General features: G+C 59.2%; 25 protein-coding genes. 9 read left to right on the top strand and 16 right to left on the bottom strand.

Going from position 1 to position 26,611, the window contains the following annotated elements; translation table 11 throughout:
* Positions 1-114 precede the first annotated feature (114 nt).
* The 6 genes from rsfS to IDL90_RS00475 form a co-directional block, all read right to left on the bottom strand.
* Entirely contained in the window at positions 115-486 is a 372-nt protein-coding gene (rsfS, locus tag IDL90_RS00500; protein WP_187993963.1) for a ribosome silencing factor, read from the bottom strand.
* A 57-nt stretch (positions 487-543) separates the two neighbouring features.
* Entirely contained in the window at positions 544-1,167 is a 624-nt protein-coding gene (nadD, locus tag IDL90_RS00495; RefSeq protein ID WP_187993962.1) for a nicotinate-nucleotide adenylyltransferase, read from the bottom strand.
* A gap of 43 nt (positions 1,168-1,210) precedes the next feature.
* Positions 1,211-2,734 (bottom strand): GTPase ObgE, encoded by a 1,524-nt coding sequence (obgE, locus tag IDL90_RS00490; RefSeq protein WP_187994284.1) that lies wholly within the window; start codon positions 2,732-2,734, stop codon positions 1,211-1,213.
* 85 nt (positions 2,735-2,819) lie between these two features.
* Positions 2,820-3,077, bottom strand: a complete 258-nt coding sequence (rpmA, locus tag IDL90_RS00485) for a 50S ribosomal protein L27 (RefSeq protein WP_182140968.1) — start codon at positions 3,075-3,077, stop codon at positions 2,820-2,822.
* A 30-nt stretch (positions 3,078-3,107) separates the two neighbouring features.
* Positions 3,108-3,416: a 50S ribosomal protein L21 gene (rplU, locus tag IDL90_RS00480; protein WP_182140969.1), complete on the bottom strand. Its 309-nt coding sequence runs from the start codon at positions 3,414-3,416 to the stop codon at positions 3,108-3,110.
* A gap of 168 nt (positions 3,417-3,584) precedes the next feature.
* On the bottom strand, positions 3,585-6,056 hold the full coding sequence (locus tag IDL90_RS00475; RefSeq protein ID WP_187993961.1) for an Rne/Rng family ribonuclease: 2,472 nt from the start codon (positions 6,054-6,056) through the stop codon (positions 3,585-3,587).
* Positions 6,057-6,534: 478 nt separating this feature from the next.
* On the opposite strand from IDL90_RS00475, the gene IDL90_RS00470 reads away from it, so the two are divergent.
* From IDL90_RS00470 to IDL90_RS11630, 5 genes are read left to right on the top strand one after another with little or no spacing between them, the layout of a single operon-like run.
* A complete protein-coding gene (locus tag IDL90_RS00470) occupies positions 6,535-8,082 on the top strand; it encodes a cytochrome ubiquinol oxidase subunit I (RefSeq protein ID WP_187993960.1) in 1,548 nt (515 codons plus the stop codon).
* A 15-nt stretch (positions 8,083-8,097) separates the two neighbouring features.
* Positions 8,098-9,255: a cytochrome d ubiquinol oxidase subunit II gene (gene cydB / locus IDL90_RS00465; protein ID WP_187993959.1), complete on the top strand. Its 1,158-nt coding sequence runs from the start codon at positions 8,098-8,100 to the stop codon at positions 9,253-9,255.
* Between the two features lie 30 nt (positions 9,256-9,285).
* The gene (cydD, locus tag IDL90_RS00460; protein WP_316930254.1) at positions 9,286-11,256 is read left to right on the top strand and encodes a thiol reductant ABC exporter subunit CydD; all 1,971 of its coding nucleotides are present in this window, start codon (positions 9,286-9,288) and stop codon (positions 11,254-11,256) included.
* A complete protein-coding gene (gene cydC / locus IDL90_RS00455) occupies positions 11,253-13,022 on the top strand; it encodes a thiol reductant ABC exporter subunit CydC (RefSeq protein WP_187993958.1) in 1,770 nt (589 codons plus the stop codon). Before cydD ends, cydC begins: the two co-directional genes overlap by 4 nt.
* The gene (locus IDL90_RS11630; protein WP_187993957.1) at positions 13,022-14,176 is read left to right on the top strand and encodes a histidine kinase; all 1,155 of its coding nucleotides are present in this window, start codon (positions 13,022-13,024) and stop codon (positions 14,174-14,176) included. The genes cydC and IDL90_RS11630 overlap by 1 nt, the downstream gene beginning before the upstream one ends.
* A gap of 113 nt (positions 14,177-14,289) precedes the next feature.
* On the opposite strand, the gene IDL90_RS00445 is transcribed toward IDL90_RS11630, so the two are convergent.
* From IDL90_RS00445 to IDL90_RS00410, 8 genes are all read right to left on the bottom strand, one after another.
* Entirely contained in the window at positions 14,290-14,916 is a 627-nt protein-coding gene (locus IDL90_RS00445; RefSeq protein ID WP_182142703.1) for a response regulator transcription factor, read from the bottom strand.
* A gap of 156 nt (positions 14,917-15,072) precedes the next feature.
* Positions 15,073-15,930, bottom strand: a complete 858-nt coding sequence (gene mutM, locus IDL90_RS00440; RefSeq protein ID WP_187993956.1) for a bifunctional DNA-formamidopyrimidine glycosylase/DNA-(apurinic or apyrimidinic site) lyase — start codon at positions 15,928-15,930, stop codon at positions 15,073-15,075.
* Positions 15,923-16,642 carry a ribonuclease III gene (gene rnc / locus IDL90_RS00435; RefSeq protein ID WP_187993955.1) on the bottom strand — a complete coding sequence of 240 codons (720 nt, stop codon included), beginning with the start codon at positions 16,640-16,642 and terminating at the stop codon, positions 15,923-15,925. The genes mutM and rnc overlap by 8 nt, the downstream gene beginning before the upstream one ends.
* Complete coding sequence (locus IDL90_RS00430; RefSeq protein WP_182140978.1) at positions 16,635-17,219, bottom strand: DUF177 domain-containing protein; 585 nt, start codon at positions 17,217-17,219, stop codon at positions 16,635-16,637. Before IDL90_RS00430 ends, rnc begins: the two co-directional genes overlap by 8 nt.
* A gap of 40 nt (positions 17,220-17,259) precedes the next feature.
* Positions 17,260-18,024, bottom strand: coding sequence for a hypothetical protein (locus IDL90_RS00425; RefSeq protein ID WP_259349473.1), 765 nt, complete (start codon positions 18,022-18,024; stop codon positions 17,260-17,262).
* 40 nt (positions 18,025-18,064) lie between these two features.
* Positions 18,065-18,637: a pantetheine-phosphate adenylyltransferase gene (gene coaD / locus IDL90_RS00420; RefSeq protein WP_182140979.1), complete on the bottom strand. Its 573-nt coding sequence runs from the start codon at positions 18,635-18,637 to the stop codon at positions 18,065-18,067.
* A 9-nt stretch (positions 18,638-18,646) separates the two neighbouring features.
* On the bottom strand, positions 18,647-19,216 hold the full coding sequence (gene rsmD, locus IDL90_RS00415; RefSeq protein ID WP_182140980.1) for a 16S rRNA (guanine(966)-N(2))-methyltransferase RsmD: 570 nt from the start codon (positions 19,214-19,216) through the stop codon (positions 18,647-18,649).
* 4 nt (positions 19,217-19,220) lie between these two features.
* Positions 19,221-21,479, bottom strand: coding sequence for an ATP-dependent DNA helicase RecG (locus tag IDL90_RS00410; protein ID WP_262508932.1), 2,259 nt, complete (start codon positions 21,477-21,479; stop codon positions 19,221-19,223).
* A gap of 247 nt (positions 21,480-21,726) precedes the next feature.
* Between IDL90_RS00410 and rpmB the strand changes: the two genes are divergently transcribed.
* The 4 genes from rpmB (at position 21,727) to IDL90_RS00390 (ending at position 24,396) form a co-directional block, all read left to right on the top strand.
* Positions 21,727-21,918, top strand: coding sequence for a 50S ribosomal protein L28 (rpmB, locus tag IDL90_RS00405; RefSeq protein ID WP_182140982.1), 192 nt, complete (start codon positions 21,727-21,729; stop codon positions 21,916-21,918).
* Positions 21,919-22,050: 132 nt separating this feature from the next.
* The gene (locus IDL90_RS00400; RefSeq protein WP_182140983.1) at positions 22,051-22,899 is read left to right on the top strand and encodes a transporter substrate-binding domain-containing protein; all 849 of its coding nucleotides are present in this window, start codon (positions 22,051-22,053) and stop codon (positions 22,897-22,899) included.
* Positions 22,878-23,675 (top strand): amino acid ABC transporter permease, encoded by a 798-nt coding sequence (locus tag IDL90_RS00395; protein ID WP_182140984.1) that lies wholly within the window; start codon positions 22,878-22,880, stop codon positions 23,673-23,675. Before IDL90_RS00400 ends, IDL90_RS00395 begins: the two co-directional genes overlap by 22 nt.
* Complete coding sequence (locus tag IDL90_RS00390; protein ID WP_182140985.1) at positions 23,665-24,396, top strand: amino acid ABC transporter ATP-binding protein; 732 nt, start codon at positions 23,665-23,667, stop codon at positions 24,394-24,396. The genes IDL90_RS00395 and IDL90_RS00390 overlap by 11 nt, the downstream gene beginning before the upstream one ends.
* A 5-nt stretch (positions 24,397-24,401) precedes the next feature.
* On the opposite strand, the gene IDL90_RS00385 is transcribed toward IDL90_RS00390, so the two are convergent.
* Both IDL90_RS00385 and IDL90_RS00380 read right to left on the bottom strand, forming a co-directional pair.
* Positions 24,402-25,406, bottom strand: a complete 1,005-nt coding sequence (locus IDL90_RS00385; protein ID WP_182140986.1) for a thiamine-phosphate kinase — start codon at positions 25,404-25,406, stop codon at positions 24,402-24,404.
* A gap of 19 nt (positions 25,407-25,425) precedes the next feature.
* Positions 25,426-26,352: an RNA methyltransferase gene (locus tag IDL90_RS00380; RefSeq protein WP_187993954.1), complete on the bottom strand. Its 927-nt coding sequence runs from the start codon at positions 26,350-26,352 to the stop codon at positions 25,426-25,428.
* Positions 26,353-26,611 lie beyond the last annotated feature (259 nt).

The raw sequence follows: 26,611 nt of genomic DNA, 5'->3' as shown, positions 1-26,611 counted from the left end.
CTCAACTATACGCGGGGGCAAGTTACGTCGGCAAATCTGAAGGACGTGCGCCCGGACACAGCAGCCCGGCAACAGAGAGCTGAGCGTGCATGACGCAGAGCCGCTGACGCCGGCCTACCGCGTTGCCTGCACCTCGGTGATGTTGACGCGTGGTGCCTGATTCCACAGTTTGTCGAGGGCATAGAAGTCGCGGGCCTCGCGCTGGAAAATGTGGACCGCTACGTCGCCGTAGTCGAGCAGTAACCACTCAGACGCCTCATTCCCCTCAACGCGCGGGCTACGACCCAGTGCCGCATACACATCGTCCTCGATCCCAGACTTCACACCGCGTAGGTGACGGGGGTTGTCTGCGGTGACAATCAAGAACACGTCGCTGAATGGCAGGGTTCCGGTCACATCGATAGCGACCAAGTCCTCTCCCAGGGCGTCGGCAGCGGCGCGCGCCGCAGTATTGAGTAGTTCCGTGGTCTGCTCAGTCAGGGTCATCAATCTCCTCTTCAAGGTGCTTCACACAACCATTTCGGCTGCTATCTGTTCTTAAAACTACTTGTACAGTCCGTACTTGTCGATGTACTGCACCACGCCATCAGGCACCAAATACCAAATGGGCTCCCCCGTTGCGACTCGCCGGCGGCAGTCGCTCGAAGAGATCGCCATTGCCGGGACCTCCACCAGATCAACCTTGTCCTCCGGCAGGCCACCGACATCCAGGACATGGCCCGGACGCGACACACCGATGAAGTGCGCGGACTCAAACAATTCGTCGACGTGCTTCCAGTTCAAAATGTCATGCAGAGCATCCGCTCCGGTGATGAAGTACCAGTCGACGTCCGGCTCTTGCTCGCGAAGGTCTCGCAGTGTTTCGTACGTGTAGGTAAGTCCACCGCGGTCAATATCCACGCGAGACACGGTAAAGCGGTTGTTCGAGGCCGTTGCGATCACCGTCATCAGATACCGGTGTTCGGGTGCCGCGGTCTCCCTCTCCGTCTTGAACGGTTGCGTCAAGGTTGGGACAAATACGACCTGTTCCAGCCCGAAACGATTCATCACCTCAGATGCAGCGACAAGGTGACCGTGATGGATCGGATCAAATGTCCCGCCCATGATTCCTATGCGACGCCTCCGCTTCATGGCACCCACGCCCGCACCAACAGTCACTCCACTCATACGTTCTCCCCCGACATCTTCGATCTAGTCCGATGGCCGGAGCCTAGTCAGTCTCACCCGGGTCGGTCCAAAGACCCTGCGCAGCCTCATCACGGAGCTCCTGGCGGGCCCGTTCTTTCCCGTCCATGGACTCCAGGTAGGCAGCGCGGCGCTCGCGGCTTGTTGAACGGGTGCGCTCGTAAAGGCGTGGATCCTCACCGCGGCCCGCCAGCAGTTCGGCACCAGTGGAGACAGAGGGCTCCCAGTCAAACACCAAACCGCCCTCTACCTCACCAATCACAACCGGGTCGCCTGGCATAGCGCCCGCTTTGAGCAGTTCGTCCTCAACCCCGGCGGAAGCGAGGCGGTCCGCCAGGTACCCCACTGCCTCATCATTTCCGAAGTTGGTCTGCTTGACCCACAGTTCCGGCTTGCGTCCTCGTACCTGATAGACGGACTCGCCACGGAACTGGATCTTCTTCACGGTAATTGAATCTGACGAACCCACTGCTCGAGGACGGATGACAACGCGTGCCTCTTCGCGGGCCTCTTCCGCAACGCGGTTTTCTTCCACGATCGCGGCTAGGGCGAAAGAGAGTTCCTTCAGGCCCTCATGGGAGACGGCCGAAACCTCAAACACCGGCACACCGCGCGCCTCGAGGTCATCGCGAACCATATCCGCCAACTCCCGACCATCTGGGATGTCAATCTTGTTAAGAATCACCACGCGAGGACGCTCCGCCATGGGAACATAGCCCTCAATTTCGCCGAGGTCGCCCTGGTAAGCAGCAAGTTCCGCTTCAATCGTGTCCAGGTCCCGTAGCGGGTCCCGCTCGACCTCGAATGAAGCCGTGTCGATAACGTGGGCAATCACCGAGCATCGCTCGATGTGTCGCAGAAAGTCGAGTCCCAGGCCCTTCCCCTCCGAAGCGCCCGGAATCAGGCCCGGCACATCCGCGATCGTGTATCGCTGACCGCCCGCATCAACAACTCCGAGGTTTGGCACCAGGGTGGTGAAGGGATAGTCGGCGATCTTAGGTCGCGCAGCCGACATGGCTGCAATCAAGGATGACTTACCTGCTGACGGATAGCCGACGAGGGCGACATCCGCGATCGACTTCAGTTCAAGAACGACATCCGCTTCCTCACCCGGTTCGCCAAGCAGGGCGAAACCCGGTGCACGCCGGGCCCTGTTAGCCAGCGCAGCATTGCCCAGTCCCCCGCGCCCGCCCTCGGCAACAACAATCTCATCACCCAGCGCTGAAAGGTCAGCAAGAATCTCCCCTTGCGCGGACTTAACGACAGTTCCAGCGGGAACTGTCAGTACCAAGTCTTGTGCATTCTTCCCGTGACGCAAAGCCCCGGCACCCTGAGTGCCATTCAGCGCCTTGTGGTGTGGTTTGTGATGATAAGTAAGCAAGGTGGTGACCTGGTCATCCGCACGAACAATCACGGACCCCCCGCGTCCCCCGTTTCCACCATCGGGACCGCCCAGAGGCTTAAACTTCTCCCGGTGCACGGAAGCAACGCCGTGACCACCGTTACCAGCAATCACATTGATCTTTGCGCGATCAACAAAATCCGCCATCATCTTCCCTCACTCTAGGTAGCAAAAGAGGACACCCGCTGCGCGGATGCCCCCCTCGCTGTAATCAGTATGTGTGATACCAGCCTTATGCGGCTGCTTCAACAACGCTGATGGCGCGACGCCCATGAATGTTGCCGAACTCAACGTTTCCGTCGATCAGGGCAAACAGGGTGTCGTCCTTGCCACGACCAACATTGTGGCCGGGGTGGTACTTAGTGCCACGCTGACGGACGATGATTTCGCCTGCCGAAACGTACTGGCCACCAAAACGCTTCACGCCCAGGCGCTGAGCATTCGAGTCGCGGCCGTTACGAGTAGAGCCAACGCCCTTCTTTGATGCCATTTTCTAGCTCCCTAATATCCCGATCGGCGGTTAGCCGATTTCCTTGATCTCAACCACAGTCAGCGGTTGACGGTGACCAAGGCGCTTACGGTAGCCGGTCTTGTTCTTGTACTTGATGATGCGGATCTTCGGACCCTTTGCGTCACCAATAATCTCTGCCTTGACGGTCTTGCCAGCAAGCTTGTCAGAGCCGACCAGAGCGGTTTCGCCGTCAACAATCATGACTGGCTCAAGCTCAACGGTCTCTCCAACTTCAGCCACAACCTTGTCGATTACGACAACGTCGCCAACAGCCACTTTGTCCTGATGGCCGCCAGCCTTCACGATCGCGTAGACCACGTTTTGCTCATCTCTTGTCGGAAAAAATCTTCAAATCGACGCATAAGCGCCGACTAGTAAATCTAACTGAAACCCGCATTCACGGGCAACCTTGAGGGGCCGTTTCGGCCCAATTTGCAGTGTGTAGTTCGGCACGTTGACCAGAAACCGCCGAACTACGGGGCATTGTCACTTCTCGAGGAGGTCGCGAACCGCCGCCCTGGCCGACTCTTCCTTACTGACAGACTGTTCCTTGCTAGCTGATGCGGCCTTTGTTTTCCCCGGGTCCAAGGGTCCAGTGACAACGGCTCTGCGCCGCACAGGACGAGTCACAACCTTGGAAACACTGTGTTGAGTCGGAAGAACAATGTCGTTAACAGAGGCTGGGACAGCCTTCTCAGATGGTGCTGGCTCTCGCTTCGCAGGTTCTCTCTTAGGCTCCTCGCGCTTGGGCGTCTCACGCTTCGTAGCCTCGCGCTTGGGCGTCTCCCGTTCGGTGTGCTCAGATTTAGGCTTGCTGGCAGCCGACGCCACCGGTTCCGTCTCTGTTGCAACTGAGCTAGCCGCAGTTGCTGCCGCGATGGCCGTGAGGGCTGACTTGACCTTCTTGTCACCTACGTGGCTATCACTTTGAGCCTGCTGGCCACGTTCGTCCGAATGACGCTCTCGCCCTCGTCGGTCGTCACCACGAGAGTTCCCACCTTGAGACTGCTTGTGTCGGGGGTGGGACGCACCAGCGCCACTATCCTCAACCGGGTGGTCGTGGACAATAAACCCTCTTCCCTCACACACTTCGCACGTGGTTGAGAAGGTTTCAACCAGCCCCTCCCCAACCCGCTTACGCGTCATTTGGACGAGGCCGAGCGACGTGATTTCTGTGACCTGGTGGCGAGTTCTATCCCTACCAAGTGCCTCCACAAGGCGGCGCAGAACAAGTTCGCGGTTCGCCTCCAGAACCATGTCGACAAAGTCGATGATGATGATTCCGCCAATGTCGCGAAGCCTCAACTGCCGCACGATCTCTTCGGCAGCCTCAAGATTGTTCCGGGTGACGGTCTCTTCCAGGGTGCCCCCAGAGCCGATGAACTTACCCGTATTGACGTCAACTACCGTCATCGCCTCGGTGCGCTCAATGATGAGAGTGCCACCGCTGGGCAGCCAAACCTTGCGGTCCATCCCCTTTGCCAACTGGGCTTTGATGTCCCTCTCTGCGAAGACATCGTCCTTGGAGGTCCACTTCTCGAGCCGGTCAAGAAGCTCAGGGGACAGCTCTTCGACATACTCGTGAACCGTCTGCCACGTCTCCTCACCCTGCACGGTCAGTCTCGTTACGTCCTCGTTAAAGAGGTCCCGAACCACGCGGACCACCATTTCTGGCTCACCCCGCAAGAGGACCGGAGCTTTGCGAGTGGTCGCAACCTTCTTCTCAATCTTGTCCCACTGTTTGGTGAGGCGCTCAACGTCGTCGCGCAGCTGCTCCTCTGAAGCACCCTCGGATGCCGTTCGCACAATGACTCCCGTGCCCTCGGGAACGACCTCTTTGAGGATCTTCTTCAGGCGGTTGCGCTCAGGGTCAGGAAGTTTGCGACTTATCCCAAGCACGGTCGAGCCGGGAACCAGGACCAAGTAGCGGCCTGCCAGAGTGATCTGGCTGGTGAGACGCGCGCCTTTGTGGCCAATCGGGTCCTTCGTCACCTGGACGAGGACGTTGTCACCCGCGGAAAGAGCAGTCTCGATACGGCGTGGCTTTCCCTGCATACCAAGGCTGTCCCAGTTGACTTCGCCCGCGTAGAGGACAGCATTACGCCCTCGTCCCACATCGATGAATGCGGCTTCCATTGAGGGCAACACATTCTGTACTTTACCCAGGTAAATGTTGCCAACAATCGACTGATTGGTGCGTCTGGCTACAAAGTGTTCAACGAGGATGCCGTCCTCTAGGACAGCAACCTGGTCAGATCCTTCCTCATGACGAACGATCATCTGCCGGTCAACGGACTCGCGGCGTGCAAGAAACTCCGCCTCAGTGATCGAGTGACGGCGTCGCCCCTCTTTACGGCCCTCGCGGCGGCGCATGCGCTTGGCTTCGAGCCTGGTCGACCCTTTGATCGACTGCACCTGGTCAGCATCACTCGACTCAGGTGCGTCCGCCCCGTCACTGCGAGTCCTGCGGCGCCTGCGACGACTTGAGGAACTGCTTTGGTCGCTTGCCCCTTCAGAAGGCGGCGTCTCCGGGCTGGTTCCTTCTTCTACCTCGGCAGAATCACCCCCGGAGCTGTCATCGGATTTCTTTCTGGCTCCCTGCGCGCCTTGGCGCTTGCTCTTCTGCGCCTGCTTTGCGGGCTGCTGCCCCTCCGCTGATGTCGACTCTGCTTTCGCGGAACCTTTTGCTTTACCGCCACGGGACGAGTCGTCTTGCTCATCGGCCGACTTGTTACGTCCAGAGCCTTGGGTGCCCTTTGTCTGGGAGCCACCACGCTTGGAGGGTGTCCTCTCACTGCGCGCGTCTCCACTGTCGACACCCACGGCCCGGGGTTCCGCTACCTTCTCAACACGCTCGGGGGCCTGAAAGGCAGGGGCCTGAAACTCGGGGGCCTGAAACAGCAGGGCCGCTGCTGGGGTCTGAGGGGAAGTTGACTTCGCCTCTTTTTCGCTACTCAATTTTTACTCCCACGCGTCGGCGCAACCCCACACCGAGCGCGCCACACGCTAACAAAAACTCGTCCTCAAGTGGGACGGAAAACTTAACGGGCCATTTCCAGTTACCGGTGTTGCTCCGCATTTGCGCTGAACATCCACCTGGTTCCACCCGACGGTGTGGCCGGGGGCCCTTCGATCACATGTTACCGCACGACGTCCCGATCTCTTTGTGGCGCGTCACATAGTGACAAATAGCGCCAAGAATCAATTGCCACTACAAGTCCTTCTTAGATCGCTTGACGAAATGTAAGCAACCTGTGACCCGAAAACACGTAGAACATAGGGCGGAGGACCCAGGAACACGGTAGATTCAGGTTGGGACATGCCGTCACCACTGCGTAAGTCTGGGTTGGATCTTGTTTCTAGGTCTACCGGGTGTGTAGAGGTGCGCTGTGATTCACCGATTACTTTTCCCCGACTGAGATGAAAGGCCAGATGAATGGACATCCTATCGGCAGCGCTTGACACTGTCGCCATAGGAAGGTGGCAGTTCGGCATTACGACTGTCTACCACTTCTTCCTAGTGCCGCTGACCATTGGACTATCGCTCTGCGTAGCGATCATGCAATCCCTTTGGTATGCGACAGGCAAAGATGCGTGGCTGCATGCCACGCGCTTCTTCGGCAAATTACTGCTCATTAACTTCGCCCTAGGCGTTGCGACCGGCATTGTGCAAGAGTTCCAGTTCGGCATGAACTGGTCCGAGTACTCCCGCTACGTCGGCGACATCTTCGGGGCACCCCTTGCCATTGAGGCACTTCTGGCGTTCTTCCTTGAATCGACCTTCCTGGGCTTGTGGATCTTCGGCTGGGGCAGGCTCTCAAAGGGCGTTCACCTGCTCATGATTTGGCTTGTCACCGCTGGCGTGAATCTCTCAGCTCTGTGGATCCTCGCCGCGAACTCCTGGATGCAGCACCCGGTTGGCACCATATTCAACCCTGCTACGGGTCGAGCTGAGCTGGACGGGGTGGGTGGCTTCTTCCAACTGCTTCTCAACCCAGTCCTTTGGTTCACCTTTAGCCACGTGATTACATCAGCCTGGCTCCTAACGGGCACGTTCATCACCGGCATCGCAGTGTGGTGGATGACAAGAGCCGCACGTCAGGGTGGTGAGGCCGGAATGGCCCAAGCGCGCAACGTTTGGCGCCCCGTCACGATCTTCGGGCTCTGGGTAATAGTTATTGGTGGGCTTGGCACCGCTGGAACAGGACACTTCCAGGGACAAGAGCTGGTAGAAATACAACCGGCGAAGATGGCCGCTGCCGAGGGAATCTGTGTGGATACTGAAGCGGGTGCATTCACTGTTGCCATGTTCGGAGACTGCCCTCTAGACCGCGACGGCGCACAGCCAACGCGTGTCATCACTGTGCCGGGCGTGGCATCGTTCATGGCCACCAACTCCTTCACTGCTCCGGTCGAGGGCGTGGCCGACGTTCAGGAACGCATGGTCGACCTCATGAACTCCAACGAGGTGTTTGTGGAGAAGTACGGCGACGCTTCTCAGTACAACTTCATCCCACCGCAGATGCCAGTCTTCTGGTCATTCCGAATCATGATTGGCACAGCCGCGTTCTCGGCGCTGCTTGCACTGTGGGGTCTGTGGGCAATCCGCAAGGACCGAGTCCCCACCTCCGTATGGCTCGGTAGGTTCGGCATCTTCTCTATTCCAATGCCATTTATCGGGGTGGCCACTGGCTGGATCTTTACTGAAATGGGTCGCCAACCGTGGGTAGTCGTTCCCAACCTGGTTTCAATGCAGGCCGGTGATCCGCTCGGTGACGTCAACCAGCTGACTCCAATGGGTATCTCGACCGCCGTAAGTGCGGGCCAGATGCTCACGACAATGATCCTCTTCACCGTGCTCTACCTGGCCCTCGGTGTCGTGTGGGTGTGGCTGATGCGTAGGTACGTCCTAGAAGGGGTCTCCGACTTCTCGGATGAGAGCAAGAAGGAAGTCTCTGCTCAAGCCCTCAACTTCGGATACTGATAGGAGCCAATTGAAATGACTGCTCTAGTAGTTATCTGGTTTGTGCTGATTGCGGTCCTGTGGACCGGCTACCTGGTGCTCGAAGGTTTCGACTTCGGTGTTGGAATGCTCCTGCGCATCGTAGGAAAGACACCGGAAGAAAGAACGGCAACAGTGCGTACCATCGGTCCGCACTGGGACGGCAATGAGGTGTGGCTACTCACGGCTGGTGGCGCGATGTTTGCGGCATTCCCACTGTGGTATGCCACCATGTTCTCCGGCATGTACATGGCGCTCTTCCTGCTCTTGGTTCTGCTAATTCTGCGCATTGTTGCAATCGAATGGCGCTCGAAGATCAAGTCGCAAAAGTGGGTCAACACCTGGGACACATTCCAAGTCATCGCTGGCTACGGTGCCCCCCTAATCCTTGGTGTTGCATTCTCTAACCTGGTTTCTGGCATGAAGATTGAAGCCCAGACACCAACCGTTGTGGACGGCCGACTCCAAGTCACAACGATTGAGCCCAGTGCGGTATCCAGTGCGCTTGAAACCGGCAACATCGCCTTCAATCTGACCGGCGGCTTCTGGTCGCTGTTCACGTTCTACTCCCTGTGGGGAGGCCTGACCCTGGTGGCAATTAGCTTCGCTCAGGGAAGCCAGTTCCTCTCCTTGAAGACTGAGGGTGAAGTCCAGAAGCGGGCCACAAAGATCTCTGCACCTGCCTCGATTGTTGCTCTCGTTATGGGAGCGGTTTGGGTGATCTGGGGTCAGCTGGCCTACTCCGCAAACGCATGGTCGTGGATCCCGCTGCTGGTTGCCGCTGTGTCACTGGTACTCACGGCCATGTTCTCCCAGTCAGCAACACGCAATGAGGGACGGGCATTCCTGTTCTCATCACTTGGAATCGCTAGTGCCGTGGCATGGGTCTTCTCAACCATGGCCCCCTACGTGATGAAGTCGTCGATTGCGCCGGAGTACTCACTCAGCATGGACTGGGCCTCCTCGACACAGCCGACGCTCACCGTCATGCTGGTAGTTGCAATTGTCCTGGTCCCGATAGTCATCGGCTATACCCTTTGGTCGTACTACGTGTTCCGCGGACGTGTCGACCCGAAGTCGACCTACGCGACGCAGGGCTTGTTGCCGAAGAGCATCCGCCCCAAGTCGAACTTCCTGACCGGGAAGCAAGGCTAGCTAGGGACACTTCCCGCTCACAAAGTGCCTGTGCCCACTAGACAGTTGGCACAGAAGAATGCGGTCTCCGAGTATTCGGGGGCCGCATTCTCCGCGTTTGGGAGCGACCTTCTTCGTCCTCAGAGGCCACCTGTCGTGATTGGGCAAGAAACCTGGGACAATGGTCCGGTGAAACCGTTTGACCCCCGACTCCTCAAATATGCCCGATCAACCCGACGCTTCATCGTTGAGATAGCTGTCCTCGGACTAGTCACCGCGATACTGGTGATTCTTCAAGCCTTCACCATCTCCAACGCTGTCAGCCCAGTGATCACCAATGGTGCTCCACTGCAGGACATTCTGCCGACCGTCGGGGTTCTTTTCCTTATCGTCGTGACGCGGGCGCTAGTCACCTACTTCCGCGAGTCGCGGGCGCACCGCGCAGCGGACCAGGCGATCGACACGTTGCGAACCGAAGTGACGAAGAAGGCGGTTCGCCTGGGCCCCCGGTGGAGGGCACGCCACGGAACCGAGACCGCCACCTTGCTGACGCGCGGCCTCGACGACTTGGAACCCTACTTTGTAAAGTTCCTCCCACAGCTTCTCCTGACCTTGACCGTCACTCCCCTGGCATTGCTGACCATCTTGATGCTGGACTTCTGGTCAGCACTCATCGCGGTGGTAGTAATCCCGCTGATCCCGATCTTCATGGTCCTCATTGGCCGACTCACCCAGGGCTTCTCACAGAAGAAGCTTGTCGCAATGGAGCGCCTCGGCGCTCAGCTCCTTGACCTCTTGACAGGGCTCCCTACGCTGCGCGCCCTCGGTCGCGAAAAGGGGCCGAGGGCGCACCTCGTGCGTCTTAGCAAGCAGAATACCCAGACAACCATGCAGACGCTCCGGGTCGCATTCCTCTCAGGTGGCGTCCTCGAGTTCATGGCAACCCTGTCGGTCGCCCTCGTCGCCGTGCAGGTGGGCATGCGAATGGTCAGTGGGCATCTCAGCCTGGGCGTGGGACTGATTATCATCATGCTGGCACCCGAGGTTTTCGAACCCTTGCGTCAGGTTGGAGCCCAGTTCCACGCCTCCACAAACGGGGTTGCAGCAGCGGAAGAATGTTTCACAATCCTTGAAGAGGACGAGCCCACCCACGGGGATATCCACCCAGCCCCCGCAGGCACGACACCTATCTCCATAGAGCACCTCTCTGTTGCTGCCCGCGGAGCGTGGGCGCCCTCAGACTTGAACGGGACTATTGAACCCGGGAAGATCAACGCCCTGGTCGGCGCATCCGGAGGGGGTAAATCCACTACCGTACAAGTACTCCTCGGCTTTGAGAACGCCACAAAGGGGAGCATCCTGGTCGGCAGCGAGGACGGCACACGCGTTCCGATTAGCTCGATCAACCGTGAGGAATGGTGGAAAGGGATCGCGTGGATTCCCCAGCACCCCACCATCACCCCGGGAACCGTCCTTCAAAATGTTCGCGGGGACGACCTCGCCATAAGCACCGCCACCCCAGGTGGTTCCGGATCTCCCGGACCCGATATTCTCGCGGCGGCAGCAGCGACTGGTTTCGACGAGGTCGTAGCATCACTGCCCGCCGGCTGGGATACACCGGTTGGTTCCGGCGGAGTGGGACTATCAGTTGGTCAACGTCAACGACTGGCCCTGACCAGGACTCTCGTCTCTCCTCCCTCGATGCTCATCCTCGATGAGCCGACTGCGCACCTGGATGCGCTGAGCGAAGGGCAGGTCGTGGCGGTGCTTCGCGAACTGAAAGCATCCGGGTCAACAATCCTTGTCATTGCCCACCGCAACGCCGTGGTCCAGGCTGCCGACACCGTCCTCCACGTTGCATCTGCTGGTGCGACCGACGAAGAGATCCAGGAGTACCCGCAGTTGGAAGACGACTTTGAACTCGCTGATCTGAGTGGCACCCTACCGGGCCTACTGGACCCGGCTGCCCTGAATCCCGTCGGTGACGGCGATGTCGACGTAGAACTGGAGGTCCGCAAGTGACCCTGTTCCTCACAAGAACTGAGCGAAAGGCTCTTCGACGCATCGTCAAAATGCTGGGGCTCCGCCCCGGAGGTATGGCGCTCTCTCTGCTCTACGGCGTCGCCGGGTTGGGTTCAGCCATTGGGCTCGCTGCCGTGTCTGCCTGGCTGATAGCAAGAGCCTCCCAAATGCCACCCGTACTCTACTTGAGCGTCGCAGCAACTTCGGTGCGCATGTTCGGTGTCATGAGGGCTCTCTTCCGCTATATGCAACGCATTGCCAGCCACAAAGTCGCCCTCGAAGGAATGGACTCACTGCGCCTGCGCATCTACGACACGCTCACAGATGGTCCAATCGACCGCGTCGCAGCAATCCAACGCGGCGACCTGCTTGCCAGAATCGGAGCTGATATTGACGCGGTGGGAGATTACATCGTTAAGTCTCTTCTTCCCTTCCTAGTCGCGTCGATCGTTGGAGTTGGAACGGTTATTGGGTTCGCATTCCTTTCCATTCCCGCCGCTATCGTGCTTGCCGTCGGCCTGCTCCTTTCCGGCGTGGTGGCTCCGCTTCTCATGGCGCACTCGGCGCGCGCTGCTGAGAAAGAAGAGCAGGCCGCTCGCCAACAATTGTCCGTGACAACGCTTGACCTCTTAGAGTCTGCTGACGAACTTGCCGTGTCGGGGCGTCTCGGAGCGACTTTCGCCCGGTTGCGGCTCACTTCAGCAGCATTGGACAAAGCACGCGGCCTGGCTGCTCGGCCTGCCGCATTCGCTACCGCACTGGACCGTTTTGCGATGGGAGGTGTCGTTGTCGGAGTTCTGCTTGTAGCAACCCCTGAAACGAATGCCGGACTGGTCGCAGCCGTCGCCCTCGCCGTCCTCGTCCTCACCCCGCTCACGGCCTTTGAGGGCACCGCGGATCTTGGTGCAGCAGCCGTCCAACTCATCCGCTCGGCACGCGCCGCGGAACGGATCGACAACCTGCTGGGGCCCGAGGACGCAAAGCCCTCTCCAACCCACCGCATCCCCGAAACTGACCAGCCAGAAGTCCAAGCACACGACCTGGCAGTTGGATGGCCGGGTCGTCCCACCGCGCTTGAGGGCGTGAACCTAGACCTCTCCCCCGGTAAGGTCGTGGCAATCGTTGGCCCGTCAGGGATTGGCAAATCCACACTGCTCTATACGCTGGCGGGCATGCTGGAGCCCAAGGGTGGGCAGGCCGACTTGAATGGGGTTGAACTGTGGGGTGGCGACCGCGACGAAGTCACGCGCAACGTGTCACTCACAACTGAAGATGCACACGTCTTCGCAACCACGGTCTATGAGAACCTGCGCGTCGCCCGCGGTGACCTGACTCGTGACGAAAGCAAGGTGCTTCTGGGCCAGGTCGGTCTGAGCGACTGGCTAGGCTCCCTGCCGAACGGCCTCGACACTCTCCTGGGCGTCGGCGCAACCTCCATATCGGGAGGAGAACGCCGCAGGCTCCTTCTAGCTCGCGCACTCGCGTCCCCCGCGCGTCTACTCCTTCTGGATGAGCCCGGCGAACACCTCGACGCGCAGACCGCCGACTCAGTCCTCAAGTCATTGTTCGAGGGCGGAGGCACCAACCGCGGCCTCGTGGTCGTCACCCACCGACTCACGGGACTTGAGGGAGCGGATCAGGTGATTGTTCTACGCCCCGCCCTCAGCCGGGAAAAGTCCGCAACAGTCGGTGCAAACGGCACCCACGCGGAGCTGCTTGCCAGTGTTCCTGACTACCGTTGGGCAGCAGAACAGGAGCGCGCATAGTGCAAGACCCACTACAGCAGTGGTTTGACGCCATCTACCTTTTCACGAAGCCACTGGTTGAAGATCCCGACGATGACGACGGTGAGGCCCTCACACTGTTCGCGCAGCAGGCCCTCGCGGCGTCCAACTCGAAGTCAGCGGCTGTTTTTATGCCGACGGTTGGTGGTGTGTGGCTCTGTGAGGCCGCAGCCGCCTTTTCGGATGAGGGCGGGGCGGCAGCGTCCGCGCTGATTGGGGCCGCTTTCGACCTTGGCGAAGCGCAACGGCGACTATTGACTGAGGGCGAGACACTTCCACTGGGGCCCCAGCTCTTCGTCCCACTGAAGATACAGGGAGCCCTGCAGGGCTGCCTAGTCCTTGAGCGGGCCGAACAAGATCTTCCGTTCACCAGTTCGGACCGCCAGTTGGCGATGGCTTACGGCCGTCAGGGTGCACTCGCCCTCGACCTGATCGGTTCCCGTCAGGCACACGACCTCGCAGTGCTATTTGAAGAGCGGGACCGCATCAGCCGTGACCTGCACGACCTGGGGATTCAGCACCTGTTCGCCACCGGGATGCTCCTGCAGAAGCTTAAGGCAGAGGTTGATGCCGGACTCTCCCCGCGCAAGACAAAAAACGGCTTGCAGGAAGCGATGGAACGTCTTGATGAAGCGGTGCACCAGATTCGTAACATCGTGTATCGCCTGCGGGACGAGGACGCCTCAGTTGGGCTTGTTGACGCGGTAGAACGTGAAGCCACCGTTGCCCGATCAAACCTGGGCTTCGCACCAACGATCACATTTGAGGTTGATGAGGTGCAGATTCGGCCGGGCTCGCAAGAGATGCAGCAGCTAAGGACGCGCGCTCCCGAACTCGTCAACGAGTCGTTGTCCGAGGACGTTGTCGCGGTTATCCGCGAGTCGCTAACGAACATTGCACGCCACGCGGGAGCCCACTCAGCTCAGGTGAAAGTCAGCCTCTTTGGAGCCGGGCCAACCGGTGAAATCGAGGTTCTCATCGTTGATGATGGGGCTGGAGTCGACCCGAGCCAGTCAAGGAGCTCCGGTATTGCAAACATGCAACGACGGGCCACAAACCACGGCGGGTCATTTGCGGTTGGTGCGGGTCCGCGGGGACGGGGAACCTCATTGGTGTGGCGTAGCCCGCTCGAGTAGCTACCCGAGGCACCGCGCCGCGAAATGTATACGTGGGGAACCAATGTGCGTCTGGGGTACTAACCCCAGAGCACCATCCGCTCCCAACATATACATTTCGTTAATCCGAGGTGCTAGCCCGCGCTCCCCTGGCGCCACGGTACCGAACGCTGCGAGGCAACCCAGGCAGCAACCTGGGTTCGCCGCTGCAAGCCCATCTTTGAAAGCAGGGAGGTGATGTGGTTTTTCACGGTCTTCTCCGCGATCCCCAGGTGTTCACCAATCTCACGGTTCGACATACCATCACCGATGAGGTCGAGAACCCGCCTCTCAGACGGGGTGAGTGACGCTGTCGGATCATTGGACTCAGCTTGGCGCCGGGTAACTGTCGCAGCATCGAGCATTACGCGGCCCTCCGAGACCGCGGCGATAATATCGTTGATCTCGCTTCCGCGAATCGTCTTCAGAATGTATGCGCGTGCTCCGGCATCGAGCGCCTCCGACACTGCCGCATCATCGTCGAATGTCGTGAGGACAATCGGCTTCGCATCAGGGTTGAACTGTTTGAACCCCTTCATCACGTCGATACCTGTACCATCGGGGAGTTGCAGATCAACAAGCAGCACGTCGGGACTCACTATCGCACCGCGGCGCAGCGCGTCCTCAACAGATCCCGCTTCCGCAACCACCTGAAAGCGTGGATCCCTATCAACAATGTCCGCGATTCCTCGACGGACGATCTCATGGTCATCCACAATCATGACGCGAACGACCAGGCCTGGAGACTCGACGTTTCTATTCACCGCTCCATGATACGGGAAAAAAGTCCCAGGATATGCCACCTTCTTGCACGTCTGTGCCGGGAACAGCTAGTCGTACTACCCAGGGGCCGGGATGTTGGTCCCCGGAGTCGCAGGTTAGTCCGGAAGCTTCTGACATTCGGCGCAGAAATGGTGAGAGCGCCCATTGATGACCTGACGTTCAACCGGATGTCCACAACGTTTGCACGGCTCTGCCTCACGCCCGTATACCTGTAGCGATCGAGCAAAGTACCCCGGATCACCGTCAGTATTCAGGTAGAGCGCGTCGAAGGAAGTTCCCCCTACTGCGACCGCCTCTGTCATTACGTCGCGGGCGGCCTCAACAACGTTGGTAGCAGTTGCGGGCGACATAGTGTCGGAACGAACCAAACCATTGATACCTGCTCTAAAGAGCGCTTCATCGGCATAGATGTTGCCGATCCCAGAGATCACAGTCTGGTCAAGCAGAACAGTCTTGATGAACCTTCGAGTCCGCAGCATTGGCGTGGTCCACAGTTCAACAGGAGCGTCCTCCAAAGGGTCGGGAGCGATGCTCCGTGCTACTTCCGGAACTAAGCGGCCTGTCGCGTCCTCAACTAGTCGTGAAATCGTCAGGTGACCAAACATGCGTGGGTCAATAAATGAGACCTTCTGACCGTCATCCATTGTCAAACGGACGTGCTCATGGCGCCCCAACCCGTCTGAAGACCCCTCGAGAATACGAACGTGTCCCGACATTCCAAGGTGGATGACGAGGGCGGAGTCGGCCTCGTCAAACTCCATCCACATGAATTTCCCACGGCGCTCAACCGCTGTGACCTGTGAGTTGGTGAGGTGTGCGTGAAGATCCACCATTCCCTGAGGGTTGTTGCGGACCAAACGTCCTCCACCACCCTCGACAGAGACAATTCGGTGCCCACGCAAATGACGGTCGATGCCGCGACGGATCGTTTCGACCTCTGGCAGTTCAGGCATGCACATCCTTGGTGAGGACCTCAAGGCCAGCGTGCGCAGCCACATTCTCAGCAATCTTCTTGGAGCGACCCTGCCCCTGGGCGACACTGCGGCCATCGACCAGCAGGTCAGCAGTGTAGTAGCGATCATGGTCGGGGCCACTCCCGGTGACAACAAAGTCGATGTCTCCGAGGTTTCTATCCCGCACAAGTCGGGCCAAAGGAGTCTTCCAGTCAGCGACAGCCTCCGGCTCTCCGGCCTTGTCAATGAGTGGTGTGAGGTGTTGGAGAAGCGCCTTACGAGTTGGTTCAAGTCCGTTTGAAAGGTAGGTCGCCCCAATCAGGGCTTCCACTGTGTCGGAAAGAATCGAGGCCTTGTCGCGGCCGCCCGTCTTGTTCTCACCAACACCCAGGAGGATGAATTCACCGAGTCCGATGCTTCGCGCCAACTCAGCCAGAGGCTTCTGTGAAACAACTGAAGAACGTAACCGTGCGAGGTCGCTTTCTGGCACGTCCGGGAAACGATGGTAGAGCTCATCAGTAGTGATGATGGACAAGACCGAATCCCCAAGAAACTCAAGCCGCTCATTATTGCCAGCTAGGCCGGCCTCATTGGCGAAAGACCTATGGGTAAGCGCCAGGATCAGCAGCTCGGGATCAATGGCGGCTCCCCAAGCATGCACCAACGCGTCGGCATCGGGGTTTGCCGCACCAGACGGCGATGCCTTAGTCATTGTCTACATCAAGCAGCGACTGGAGGGACGCAAAACGTGGGTCGACAATCTCGTGTGAGTGCCCTGGTTCCGCATCGCGCCAGCGAATCCCACAGTGCTCGCACATCCCCTCGCAATCCTCACTGCACAGAGGCTGTAAAGTTACGTCACCGAAGAGGGCGTCCCTCAACAGTGGTTCAAGATCCACACTGTCTTGCTCAATCAGGTAGTCAGGATCAAGTTGGTCTCCTTCAACCTCAACGTCCTCGCGGTCATCGGACTTGCGAGTTCGGGATCGGTTGCTTGAAGCGGTTTGCATGTAAAGTTCGCCAGCGTTGATCTCAACCGGCACAGTGGTCGGATCGAGGCAACGGACACACTCCCCCGCAAGCTCGGCATTGCCTTGCATTTCGACATAAACGCCCTCGTCGACGCTTGTTACAGCAACGGTCAATGGCAGTGTCGTGCCCGGGGTCAAGGTGAGCACATGGGTACCCCAACCTTCAGGCACCTGCCACGTCACCTCACGCTCCGTGCGGGAACCGGTGCGGCGCGGCTGGTCCCGCAGTGAAAGCCGCAAGTCAGTCTTCTCAGTCATGTCAACTCTTCTCTTCTACGGCACCCGATAGGGTGGCCGATCAGTCGAGATTGATGTTAGCCGCCTCGTCAACCCTTTCACGATCTGACAGTGCGCGAAGCCCCGCCTCTGTGCGGCGCAAAAGGTCGTTGAGCAGGCTTGACGTCTGTTCAAGAGAGTTTGCAACGTATGATTCGGCCCCTTGACGAAGGCCCGCGGCTTCACGCTTAGCCTGCATGACCAGGTCTCGGGCCCGCTGCTGCGAGATCTCCGTAATTTGGTCGGCAGACACCAAGCGGTCGGCCTGCGCGTGCGCGTCAGCAAGCAAGGCTTCAACCTCGGACGTTGCCCGTGCCTTCACCGTTGCGGCCTCTTCATTGGCACGTCCAACCTTGCGTTCTGCCTCATCAACTGCTTCAGCTAGGAGAGCATCGGCTTTACTGCGCGCATCATCAAGGAGCGTGCGTGCCTTCAAAGATGCCTCGGCAACCGCTGCCTCTGCGACATCGTCAGCCCTGCCAAGAACGGCATCAGCATCCGCAACAACTGCGTCAGCGACAACCAGGTCATCTGGAAGCGCTTCGCGCGCCTGATTCACTAGGTCAAGGATCTCCGCTTTGTTGAGGACAATGTTTGCGGAAAGTGGCACGGCGCGCGCAGACTCAACAAGAATTTGGATTTGGTCGAGTGCCGCGATAACAGTGGACGGACCGTATGATCCGCCCTCCGCGTAAATGTCCCTATCTTCCAGCGTCCCAGCATCATCATTTGCCGGGGGGGTGACATCAAGGGGGGCGTGGTCTTCTGAATCGTATCGTTGCGGCATCGGCGCTCCTGTATCAAGACTCTCTATTGTTCGCGTGCACTCACGAAACCGGGCGCTGCTTCCCGGCTCCATCCTCACGGTCCTTCGCTTCTTCCAAGTCTAGGGTCGAAGCGTTCGATTGCTGGGACAATTCGCTGTGTCTGCCGTCAATGGCGGCCGCCACCAGAGGTGGGACCAGCCCCTCCAGAGGAGCACCGTACCTGGCCAGCTCCCTGACGATTGATGAGGACAGGGTTGCCCACTGCGAGTCTGCTGGCAAGATCAGCGTGTCGATGCCAGAAAGCTTGCGGTTTACCGCTGCCTGAGTGTATTCCCATTCCCAGTCTGCGGACGAGCGGCTTCCTTTGATAATGACGGTCGCACCAACGTGCTCTGCGTAGTCTGTCGTCAACCCCTCGAACTGCCCGACCGAAACGTTATCCAGCTCCAGCTGATCTTCCACTGTGCGCCGCAACAGCTCCACCCTCTGCGCAACTGACATCCAGCCCGGCTTCGCCATGTTGAAGCCAACGGCCACAACAACGTGATCAAAAATCTGGGCCGCTCTGGTGATCAGGTCCAAATGCCCGTTTGTCACGGGGTCGAAGCTGCCTGGAAAGAGTGCCGTCACCATGGGGTTATCCTAGGCTTCACTTGCTGCCAACCCCAGGTACCACGCCGCGGTATCACCCCAGCGCTTGCCTGAGAGCACCGTAAGTTCAGGGGGAATAGTCGGCTCGGGCGATCTTCCATCCCGCTCCAAAACAATCGTGGCATCCACGTGGAGGTGCGGAAGCAGAGCCTCAAGCACCCCACTTACCTCCTGTTCGGTGCAACTGTACGGGGGATCAATGAAAACGAGGTCGAGTCCTTCCCGCGTTGGCCGGGCACGCTTCAGATAGTCGGTGACGTCACTTGTGGCTACCGTGAGCACGTCCTGGACCCCGCAGCTCTGGGCGTTCTTGCGAACTACTGCGCTGGCTGCAGGAGACTTTTCCACGGCTACGGCGTCTGCCGCGCCCCTGGACAGTGCTTCCAAAGCCAATGCGCCAGAACCCGCAAATAGGTCAAGAACGTGTGCATCCTCAACTGCGCCCCACCCAAGAAGCCTAGAAAAAATAGCTCCTCTCACCTTGTCCGAGGTCGGTCGAGTCCCCTGAGAGGGAATTTCGAGCCTGCGCCCCTTTGCGGCCCCGGCGATGATGCGTGTCATTCGCCTAGTTCCTTTCCAGCCACACGGCCTCAGTCCCGAGAGAGGCTTGGACAGCGCTTGCCAGCGCACTGCTGCCAAGTAGCGCAGGGTCATCCGCAAGGATGCTGCGCGCAACCCCACGCGCCGCGGCAATCGTAGCGCCATCGGAGCGTACTGAGAGGAACTTTAGCCCTGAGAAACGTCCCGACTGCGATTGCCCCAGAACATCCCCCTCACTGCGCAACCTCAGGTCAATCTCCGCAAGCGTGAACCCGTCTGTCGTTGTTGCGATGGCGTCAAGCCGTTCTTCAGTCACCGGTGATTGCGTTGGGCTATGAACGAGCAGGCAGACACTCTGGGTCGTTGATCGCCCCACCCTGCCTCTAAGTTGGTGCAATTGGGACAGACCGAACCGTTGAGCTCCAAGGACGATCATAAGTGTCGCCTCTGGTACATCAACCCCCACTTCTATCACTGTGGTTGCGACGAGAATCGGTGCCTCACCAGAAGCGAACTGTGAGAAGGCCGCCGCATTTTCTTCGGGGCTTCTGCGTCCGTGCGCAAGTCCGACACGAATGCCGTCTAGCTCAGGCATGGACCGGAGGTTTTCTGCCACCACTTCTGCGGCTGGCACGTCGGAGCCAACGGTGCCGTCACCGGGAACGTCGTCGCCCTCAGCCTCGATGGTGACTTCCTCCCCAAGGCCGTCACGGCCGAGGTCCGAGCTGGCTTCGCCCCCGTCAATCCTGGGGCAGACCACATACACGCGGCCGCCTTTTTCAACTTCCTCCTTTGCGCGGCTCCATATGCGTTTCATCCACGCGGCGTTTGTGTTGCTGACCAAATGTGTCTCTACGGGCAGCCTGCCCGGAGGCATCCCCTTCATGAGAGTGACGTCAAGATCCCCGAATACAGTCATGGCAATGGTTCGAGGGATTGGGGTAGCCGTCATGACTAGGAGGTGTGGGGTCCATTCCCTACCTTCCCGCAGGTACTCCCTCTGTGCCACCCCGAAACGATGCTGTTCGTCAACGACCAGGAGCGCAAGCTGGGGGATTTCCACCCCCTCTTGGATTAGTGCGTGTGTGCCGACAACGATCCCGGCTTCACCCGCCGCTAGGCGCAAGAGAGCCTCATTCTTTTCCGCCTGTGAGCGTTTTCCGGTCAGGAGATGCAGTGGAACATCAAGACCCGCGCGGGTCAGGAGATCACCTAGGGACGAATAATGCTGGCGAGCCAGCACCTCTGTTGGGGCAAGAAGTGCGGCCTGGAAACCATTCTCAACAGCCGAAACCATCGCCAAGAGGGCCATGACGGTTTTACCAGCGCCTACATCCGCTTGAAGCAAACGTTGCATCGGGACTTGCAGGGCCAGGTCTGCTGAGATCTGTCCCCACGCTTGAATCTGGGATTCTGTGAGAGAGAACGGGAGCCCATTGATCAGGGCCTCAACACTGCCTGCCCCACCGTCGTGAGGTGCCAATGGGTGAGCCTTCCTCACCAGGTGCCCCGCGGCATCCCTGCGGCCTGAAAGGAGCGCGGTCTGCAAAACCAGAGCCTCTTCCCAAGCGAGGGTTCGCTTTGCGGTTTCCCAATCAACTGTGGCTTCAGGTTGGTGCATATTTCGCAGTGCAGCTGGCGCGGACATCAGACTGTAGCGGGCGCGCACCTCATCCGGGATAACCTCGGGGATCTGACTGTCATCAAGCCGCTCCAGAACCGTGCCGATCAGCGCACTGACTTTCCACGAGGGGAGGCCGCCAACCGCCTTGTAAATGGGAATGGGACGCCCTGCACGCCTAGCAACCGCCTCAGGCGACGAATCCTCAAGCTCCTCAAATTCGGGCTGCACCATCTGCAGCTTGCCTTGGAACTCCCCGATCTTCCCCGATACCAGCACCGTTGAACCCGGCTTGAGGAGACGTTGGTGGGGGGCAAGCATGTAGCGGTTCTTCGCGAAGAAGGTGCAGGTGAGGCGCTGGGTTCCATCCGTTACGTCAACCATCAGACGTACCCCCTGTCCCGATCGGTTCGAAACCAGATTTGCGTTCACCACCTGAACCAGAAGCGTTGCTTCTTCACCAACCTTGAGCCACTGGATGTTGGTGAGCCGTCCCCAGGAGTAGTAGCGCCTTGGCGAATAGTAGACAAGATCACGCACAGTCGACAGCCCGCCGTCAGCCAACCGCCTGACCGCAGCTTTGCCGACGCAGAGCGTCAACGGTGTCTCAAGACCTACCGCGTCCATTTCCCCACTTCCTAAGCTGCCATCTTCTTCAGCCAAGTCTTACACTAGGTTCCGACATAATCGATTCTCGAGGCCGGATACGCCGATTGGGACTCGACGAGGCGACAAGTGTGGGCGACTCTACAGCGCTTTTTGGGCCCGGTTGTTTGTCCATGTAACCCTGATTCGGCTAATCTTGCTTAGTTGCTTCTTCGACGCGCGGTCTAACCCGCCCGATGTGGGGGCGGAATGGTCATCAGTCAAGATGGCGATTTAGACTTTTGGAACTAATGAGGAGGACCCCGTGGCCTCGGTATGCGATATCTGTGGAAAGGCTCCGCAGTTCGGCAAGTCGGTCTCGCACTCGCACGTGCGCACGAACCGCCGTTTCAACCCCAACATCCAGCGTGTTCGCGCCCTGGTGAACGGGGAAACGAAGCGTATGAACGTTTGCACCACCTGCATCAAGAGCGATCGCGTCCAGCGCGCAGCGTGACACGTAGTCGTAGCAGACACTGATCCCCCACCTTTTGGCGGGGGATCTTTTGTTGTCCCCATGGGCGCTCACCATCGCCCTCGTCCCACATCTGTAAGCTGGCGACGCCACTGTTTACAGGGAGGAAAACGCATGAGACGCCAAGCGCTGCCATCCGCCGTCACATTCATCATTGCCGGAGTCCTGGCGCTTGCAGGGTGCTCCGCCAACTCCGGTGAGCCCAAGGGTGGCTCTGAAAGCGGCCCTGCTTCCGGAGGAAAACCCCTGGTTGTCGCCATGGAGTTGGCCTATCCCCCCTTTGAGACGAAGAACCAGGCCGGTGAACCCGAGGGCGTGGCACCCGACTTCATGCGCGACTTTGCAGAGCAGTACGATTACGACCTCACCATTGAAAACACCGCATTCGATGGCCTCATCCCCATGCTGCAAACAGGTAAGGCAGACGCAGTCATGTCGTCAATGACGATCACGGAGGACCGTGCGCAGTCGGTTGACTTCACCGATCCGTACGCACGAGCACAACTGGCTATCCTTGCCAACTCGGCCTCGGACATCACCGATATTGCCGACCTGAACGCGCCGGACAAAACCGTTGCTGTGAAAACTGGCTCCACCGGCGATGTTTTTGCCACGAAGAATCTTCCCGAAGCCCAGATCGTTCGCCTCGCTGACGAAAGCGCAGCGGTGACAGAGGTCGTCCAGGGGAAGGCCGATGCCTTCCTTTACGACCAACTTACGATCTACCGCAACCAGCAGCGGAACCCGGATACGACAACGGCCGTGTTCATCCCCTTCCAAGACCCCGAGTTCTGGGGAATTGCTGTCGCCAAGGGCAACGACGAGCTAAGGGAACAGCTCAACGAGTTCATCGCGAGCTACTCTGCCGATGGCGGTTTTGACCGCATCACAGACAAGTACCTTGCCGATGAAAAGCAGGCCTTTGACGATCTGGGTTTCACGTGGTTCTTCACCCTGGACTAAGGCGGTGGTTCACTTCTGATCGGGGAACGAGGACGCCTCCACTGAAGGCGCTCATCAACTACCTCTTCGTTGTCATCATTATTGTTGGGCTCTTTTGGCTCTCACTTTATGGCGCCGGAGTACAACTCGATTTTGGCTTTGTCGGCGAATACAGACATCGGCTCCTCGACGGATTTGTGCTGACACTGCAGATCTGTGCCGCATCCCTCGTGCTGTCAATGATCATCGGTATCCCTGTTGCAGTTGCCGCCCGATCACGCGTTCTGCCACTGCGATATGCCGCTGACTTCTACGTCAAGATCATTCGGGGCACCCCACTTCTGGTGCAGATCTACCTGTTCTACTACATCATCGGAACAGCCTGGGGAATCAACAACAAGACTGTTGCAGGAATCCTTATCCTCTCAATTTTCACCGGAGCATATATTGCTGAGATCATCCGGGGTTCGGCCTCGTCCCTAGACAAAGACCAGCTACTTGCCGCAGATGCGGTCGGGTTTACTAAACCCCAAACACTCCGCTACGTGGTTATCCCACAGATGGTGGCGCGGACACTGCCCGCACTGACCGGCCAGTTCGCCTCACTCATCAAAGATTCGTCCCTTCTGTCAGTCATCGCCATCATTGAGGTGACACAGACAATCCGCGAGATCACCGCAACCAACTACAACTTCTTTGGCGGATACATCTTCCTCGGCGGCCTCTACCTTTGTCTGACTCTGCCTCTGATGTTTGTGAGCTCCCACTTCGAGCGGAAGTTTGACTATGCGCATTGAGCTTCGGGACCTGAAAAAGTCGTTTGGGGATCAAGAGGTTCTCTGGGGGGTCAATCTTGACGAGCATTTCTCGACCCTCGCACTGATCGGACCGTCCGGCGGTGGGAAGTCGACGCTGCTGCGCATTATTGGTGGACTGGAGGTTCCCACATCTGGGGAAGTCGCGGTCGAGGGCGCCCTCGTCAACTACCAGGCGCGCACCCTCCCCGCGTATCGGGCTAGCCTCGGGTTCGTCTTTCAACATGCCGGGCTTTTTGACCACCTGACTGCCCTGGAGAACGTTGCCCTCCCCCTGCGGGTCGTCCACGGTGTGGGCGAGGGCGAAGCGCGGGAGCGAGCCGAGGAGCTGCTCAACAGGTTTGGCCTCAATGTCGTAGTGGGCAAGCACCCCTCACAGCTCTCTGGTGGTGAGCGCCAACGGGTTGCCATTGCTCGAGCCGTGGCCCCCGAGCCGAAGATGCTGTTGCTCGACGAGCCCACCAGCGCCCTCGACCCCGAATACACCGCAGAGGTCCTGGATCTGATCGATGGACTGAAGACGGAGGGGACACGGTTCATCATCGTCACACATGAAATGGGATTTGCGCGGAAGGCTTGCGACAGGGTTGCCTACCTCAGCGACGGTGTGATTTGCGAGCACGGGCCAAGCAATGAAACTTTCGCCAACCCGAAGACAGCCGGTTTGCAGCGGTTCCTTAGCAAACTAAGCCAGTGGAACTAGACCCGCTACTTCGCTCCCCCACCAAAGTGGTCAAAGCCGCCTCTCAGTGAGGTGCCGTCGAGTGTGACGCGCGTGCGCCCCTCCCCTCTTCGCGCCTCCCCGTAGTCACCAACCGTGCCGATTGTACGGAAAGGTGCTGTGACGAGGACGTAAGGTGGGAACGCCACAAGGAGACTGTGGTCTTCACCGCCGTACAGCACCCACTGTTGTGGGTCAGCGCCGAGGGCGTTGCCCACCTTCTCTAGAGCCGCCAAGTCGTCGTGCAGTCCATACCGAGTGATGTCGAGGGCGACGCCGGAAGCTTCCGCCAGGCGAGTTGCGTCCACCACCAGGCCATCAGAAATATCCATCATTGCCGTAGCGCCGCGTTGCGCTGCGAGAGGGCCAGCCTCCAGTGGCGGCTTGGGGCTGCGATAGAGGGCAACCGGCTCTTGAAACGGGGTGGGGACCTGGGCGCCGTGAAGTGACGGCGCGACCGCACCGGAGTCAAGCGCAGCCAATCCTGCCGCTGACCTGCCAAGTGTTCCCACAATGGCGAGGGTATCCCCCGGCGAAGCTCCGCTCCTTGTGATGGGCGCGCCAGCCAGTGTGCCGTGAGCGGTGACAGAGATGACGAGGACGGGGCCCCTACTCAGATCTCCCCCGACTACCCCGGCGCCGGCTCGATACGCCTCTGTTCCCAAGCCGCCAGCTAGGTCTTCCAGCCAGGCGACCTCCAAATCAGGGGGAAGGACCAGCGACACCACGAGCGAGGTTGGCTTCGCTCCCATGGCCGCCACATCCGCGAGGTTTTGGGCAGCCGCCCTCGCCCCCACTTCCGCACCTGTGGACCAGTCCCGGGTGAAGTGCTCGCCCTCGACCAAAACGTCTGTCGTCACGACAAACCTTGCTCCCGGCGCACCCACAACCGCGCAATCGTCACCAGATCCAAGCAGCGTGAGGGGCCCCTCAGGCAGGTACGGAAGGATACGAGAGATCAGTTGGCTCTCACTAAGTTCACTTACTCTCATCGGTTCTACCGTCCTCGTCCTAATGATTTGCCGTTGCCAGGTGGGAGATGTATAAACACATGGCCGCTGCTGCAGCCGCATTGAGTGACTCTGCGTGGCCGGCCAGGGGAATCTCGACAAGCAGGTCGCACAGGGCGATGTCTTCCGCAGCCAAGCCACGCGCTTCATTGCCAAAGACCCAGGCGTGCGGCCGCGCAAGGACCGCTGTCAGTGCGTCACCGTGCCCGGTTAGGGCGGCCTTGGCAATGTCATCCAGTCTCACGTCTGCTCCGTGTCCTGCGGTCCCAAGCATGGCCCAGTCGCCAGCGCGGAGATTGCCCCGTACGGTTTCTAGGGGAACACGGACCAGAGGAATATGGAAGACCGACCCCGCAGAGGCTCGTATCACCTTGGGGTTTGCGGGATCTGCGGTTCCCGAGCCAAGGATCACTGCGGCCGCACCCATCGCGTCAGCTGAGCGAATCACAGTCCCAACATTGCCCGGATCCTGCGTCTCAGGCAGGCAGACAAGAAACGGCACGGAGACATCTGGTGGCACGGGAACGTCTGATGCGCCGGGGATGCTCTTGGCTTCGAGAGCCGCGAGGTCAAGATCCAGCCTCTCCCAGATTTGCTCGGCTCCATGCTCGAGGGCCTCGGCGCCCGCGACGGCCGCAATCCCCTGACAGTCAGGACTTATCGCAGCGGCCACCTCCGGGGTAACGGAATGAACCCACCGGGTTGCCTCACGCACAGCCTTTGCAAGCGCGGGGTCGGCCATCTCGACCCGATCGGTGATGTAGATATCGATGATGGATTCTGGCCGGTGCAATGCCAGTTCGCGGACCGCCTGTGGCCCTTCGACCAGGATGCGGCCGGAGCGCCGTCGTGCTGATCGGCCGGTCAGCGACGCTACGGCCTTGATCCGGTCGGAGCGTGGGTTATCGATCATCGGGGGTTGTGTCATGGTTGAAACTCTACCTGTCCCCTCGGCGCCAGCCCACCTGCTGGCTGAAGCGGGTGCCGCCGAGGCCCCCCTCCGCCGCTCCCGCCCGCGACGGCGCTGCCCGCGCCCCTTCTCCACCGCTCCCGCTGCGACGCCACTCACTCACGCCCCTTCTCCACCGCTCCCGCCGCGAAATGTTTACGTTGGGATCAAATGCATGCTTGGGGTCGATGCCCGCGACCCACTTTTCGCCCCAACGTATACATTTCGCGCTTGGAGG

Origin of the sequence: Schaalia sp. JY-X159, assembly GCF_014525425.1 — a bacterium.
GTDB lineage: Bacteria > Actinomycetota > Actinomycetes > Actinomycetales > Actinomycetaceae > Scrofimicrobium.
The sequence above is the reverse complement of the archived record's forward strand: the minus strand, read 5'-3'. Positions and strand labels throughout refer to the sequence as shown.

Excerpts from the sequence above, each read along its gene's own strand:
- rsfS (WP_187993963.1), bottom strand. The coding sequence starts at position 486 with ATGACCCTGACTGAGCAGACCACGGAACTACTCAATACTGCGGCGCGC.
- nadD (WP_187993962.1), bottom strand. The coding sequence starts at position 1,167 with ATGAGTGGAGTGACTGTTGGTGCGGGCGTGGGTGCCATGAAGCGGAGG.
- obgE (WP_187994284.1), bottom strand. The coding sequence starts at position 2,734 with ATGGCGGATTTTGTTGATCGCGCAAAGATCAATGTGATTGCTGGTAAC.
- rpmA (WP_182140968.1), bottom strand. The coding sequence starts at position 3,077 with ATGGCATCAAAGAAGGGCGTTGGCTCTACTCGTAACGGCCGCGACTCG.
- IDL90_RS00470 (WP_187993960.1), top strand. The coding sequence starts at position 6,535 with ATGGACATCCTATCGGCAGCGCTTGACACTGTCGCCATAGGAAGGTGG.
- cydB (WP_187993959.1), top strand. The coding sequence starts at position 8,098 with ATGACTGCTCTAGTAGTTATCTGGTTTGTGCTGATTGCGGTCCTGTGG.
- IDL90_RS00445 (WP_182142703.1), bottom strand. The coding sequence starts at position 14,916 with ATGATTGTGGATGACCATGAGATCGTCCGTCGAGGAATCGCGGACATT.
- mutM (WP_187993956.1), bottom strand. The coding sequence starts at position 15,930 with ATGCCTGAACTGCCAGAGGTCGAAACGATCCGTCGCGGCATCGACCGT.
- rnc (WP_187993955.1), bottom strand. The coding sequence starts at position 16,642 with ATGACTAAGGCATCGCCGTCTGGTGCGGCAAACCCCGATGCCGACGCG.
- IDL90_RS00430 (WP_182140978.1), bottom strand. The coding sequence starts at position 17,219 with ATGACTGAGAAGACTGACTTGCGGCTTTCACTGCGGGACCAGCCGCGC.
- IDL90_RS00425 (WP_259349473.1), bottom strand. The coding sequence starts at position 18,024 with ATGCCGCAACGATACGATTCAGAAGACCACGCCCCCCTTGATGTCACC.
- coaD (WP_182140979.1), bottom strand. The coding sequence starts at position 18,637 with ATGGTGACGGCACTCTTTCCAGGCAGCTTCGACCCCGTGACAAACGGG.
- rsmD (WP_182140980.1), bottom strand. The coding sequence starts at position 19,216 with ATGACACGCATCATCGCCGGGGCCGCAAAGGGGCGCAGGCTCGAAATT.
- IDL90_RS00400 (WP_182140983.1), top strand. The coding sequence starts at position 22,051 with ATGAGACGCCAAGCGCTGCCATCCGCCGTCACATTCATCATTGCCGGA.
- IDL90_RS00390 (WP_182140985.1), top strand. The coding sequence starts at position 23,665 with ATGCGCATTGAGCTTCGGGACCTGAAAAAGTCGTTTGGGGATCAAGAG.
- IDL90_RS00385 (WP_182140986.1), bottom strand. The coding sequence starts at position 25,406 with ATGAGAGTAAGTGAACTTAGTGAGAGCCAACTGATCTCTCGTATCCTT.
- IDL90_RS00380 (WP_187993954.1), bottom strand. The coding sequence starts at position 26,352 with ATGACACAACCCCCGATGATCGATAACCCACGCTCCGACCGGATCAAG.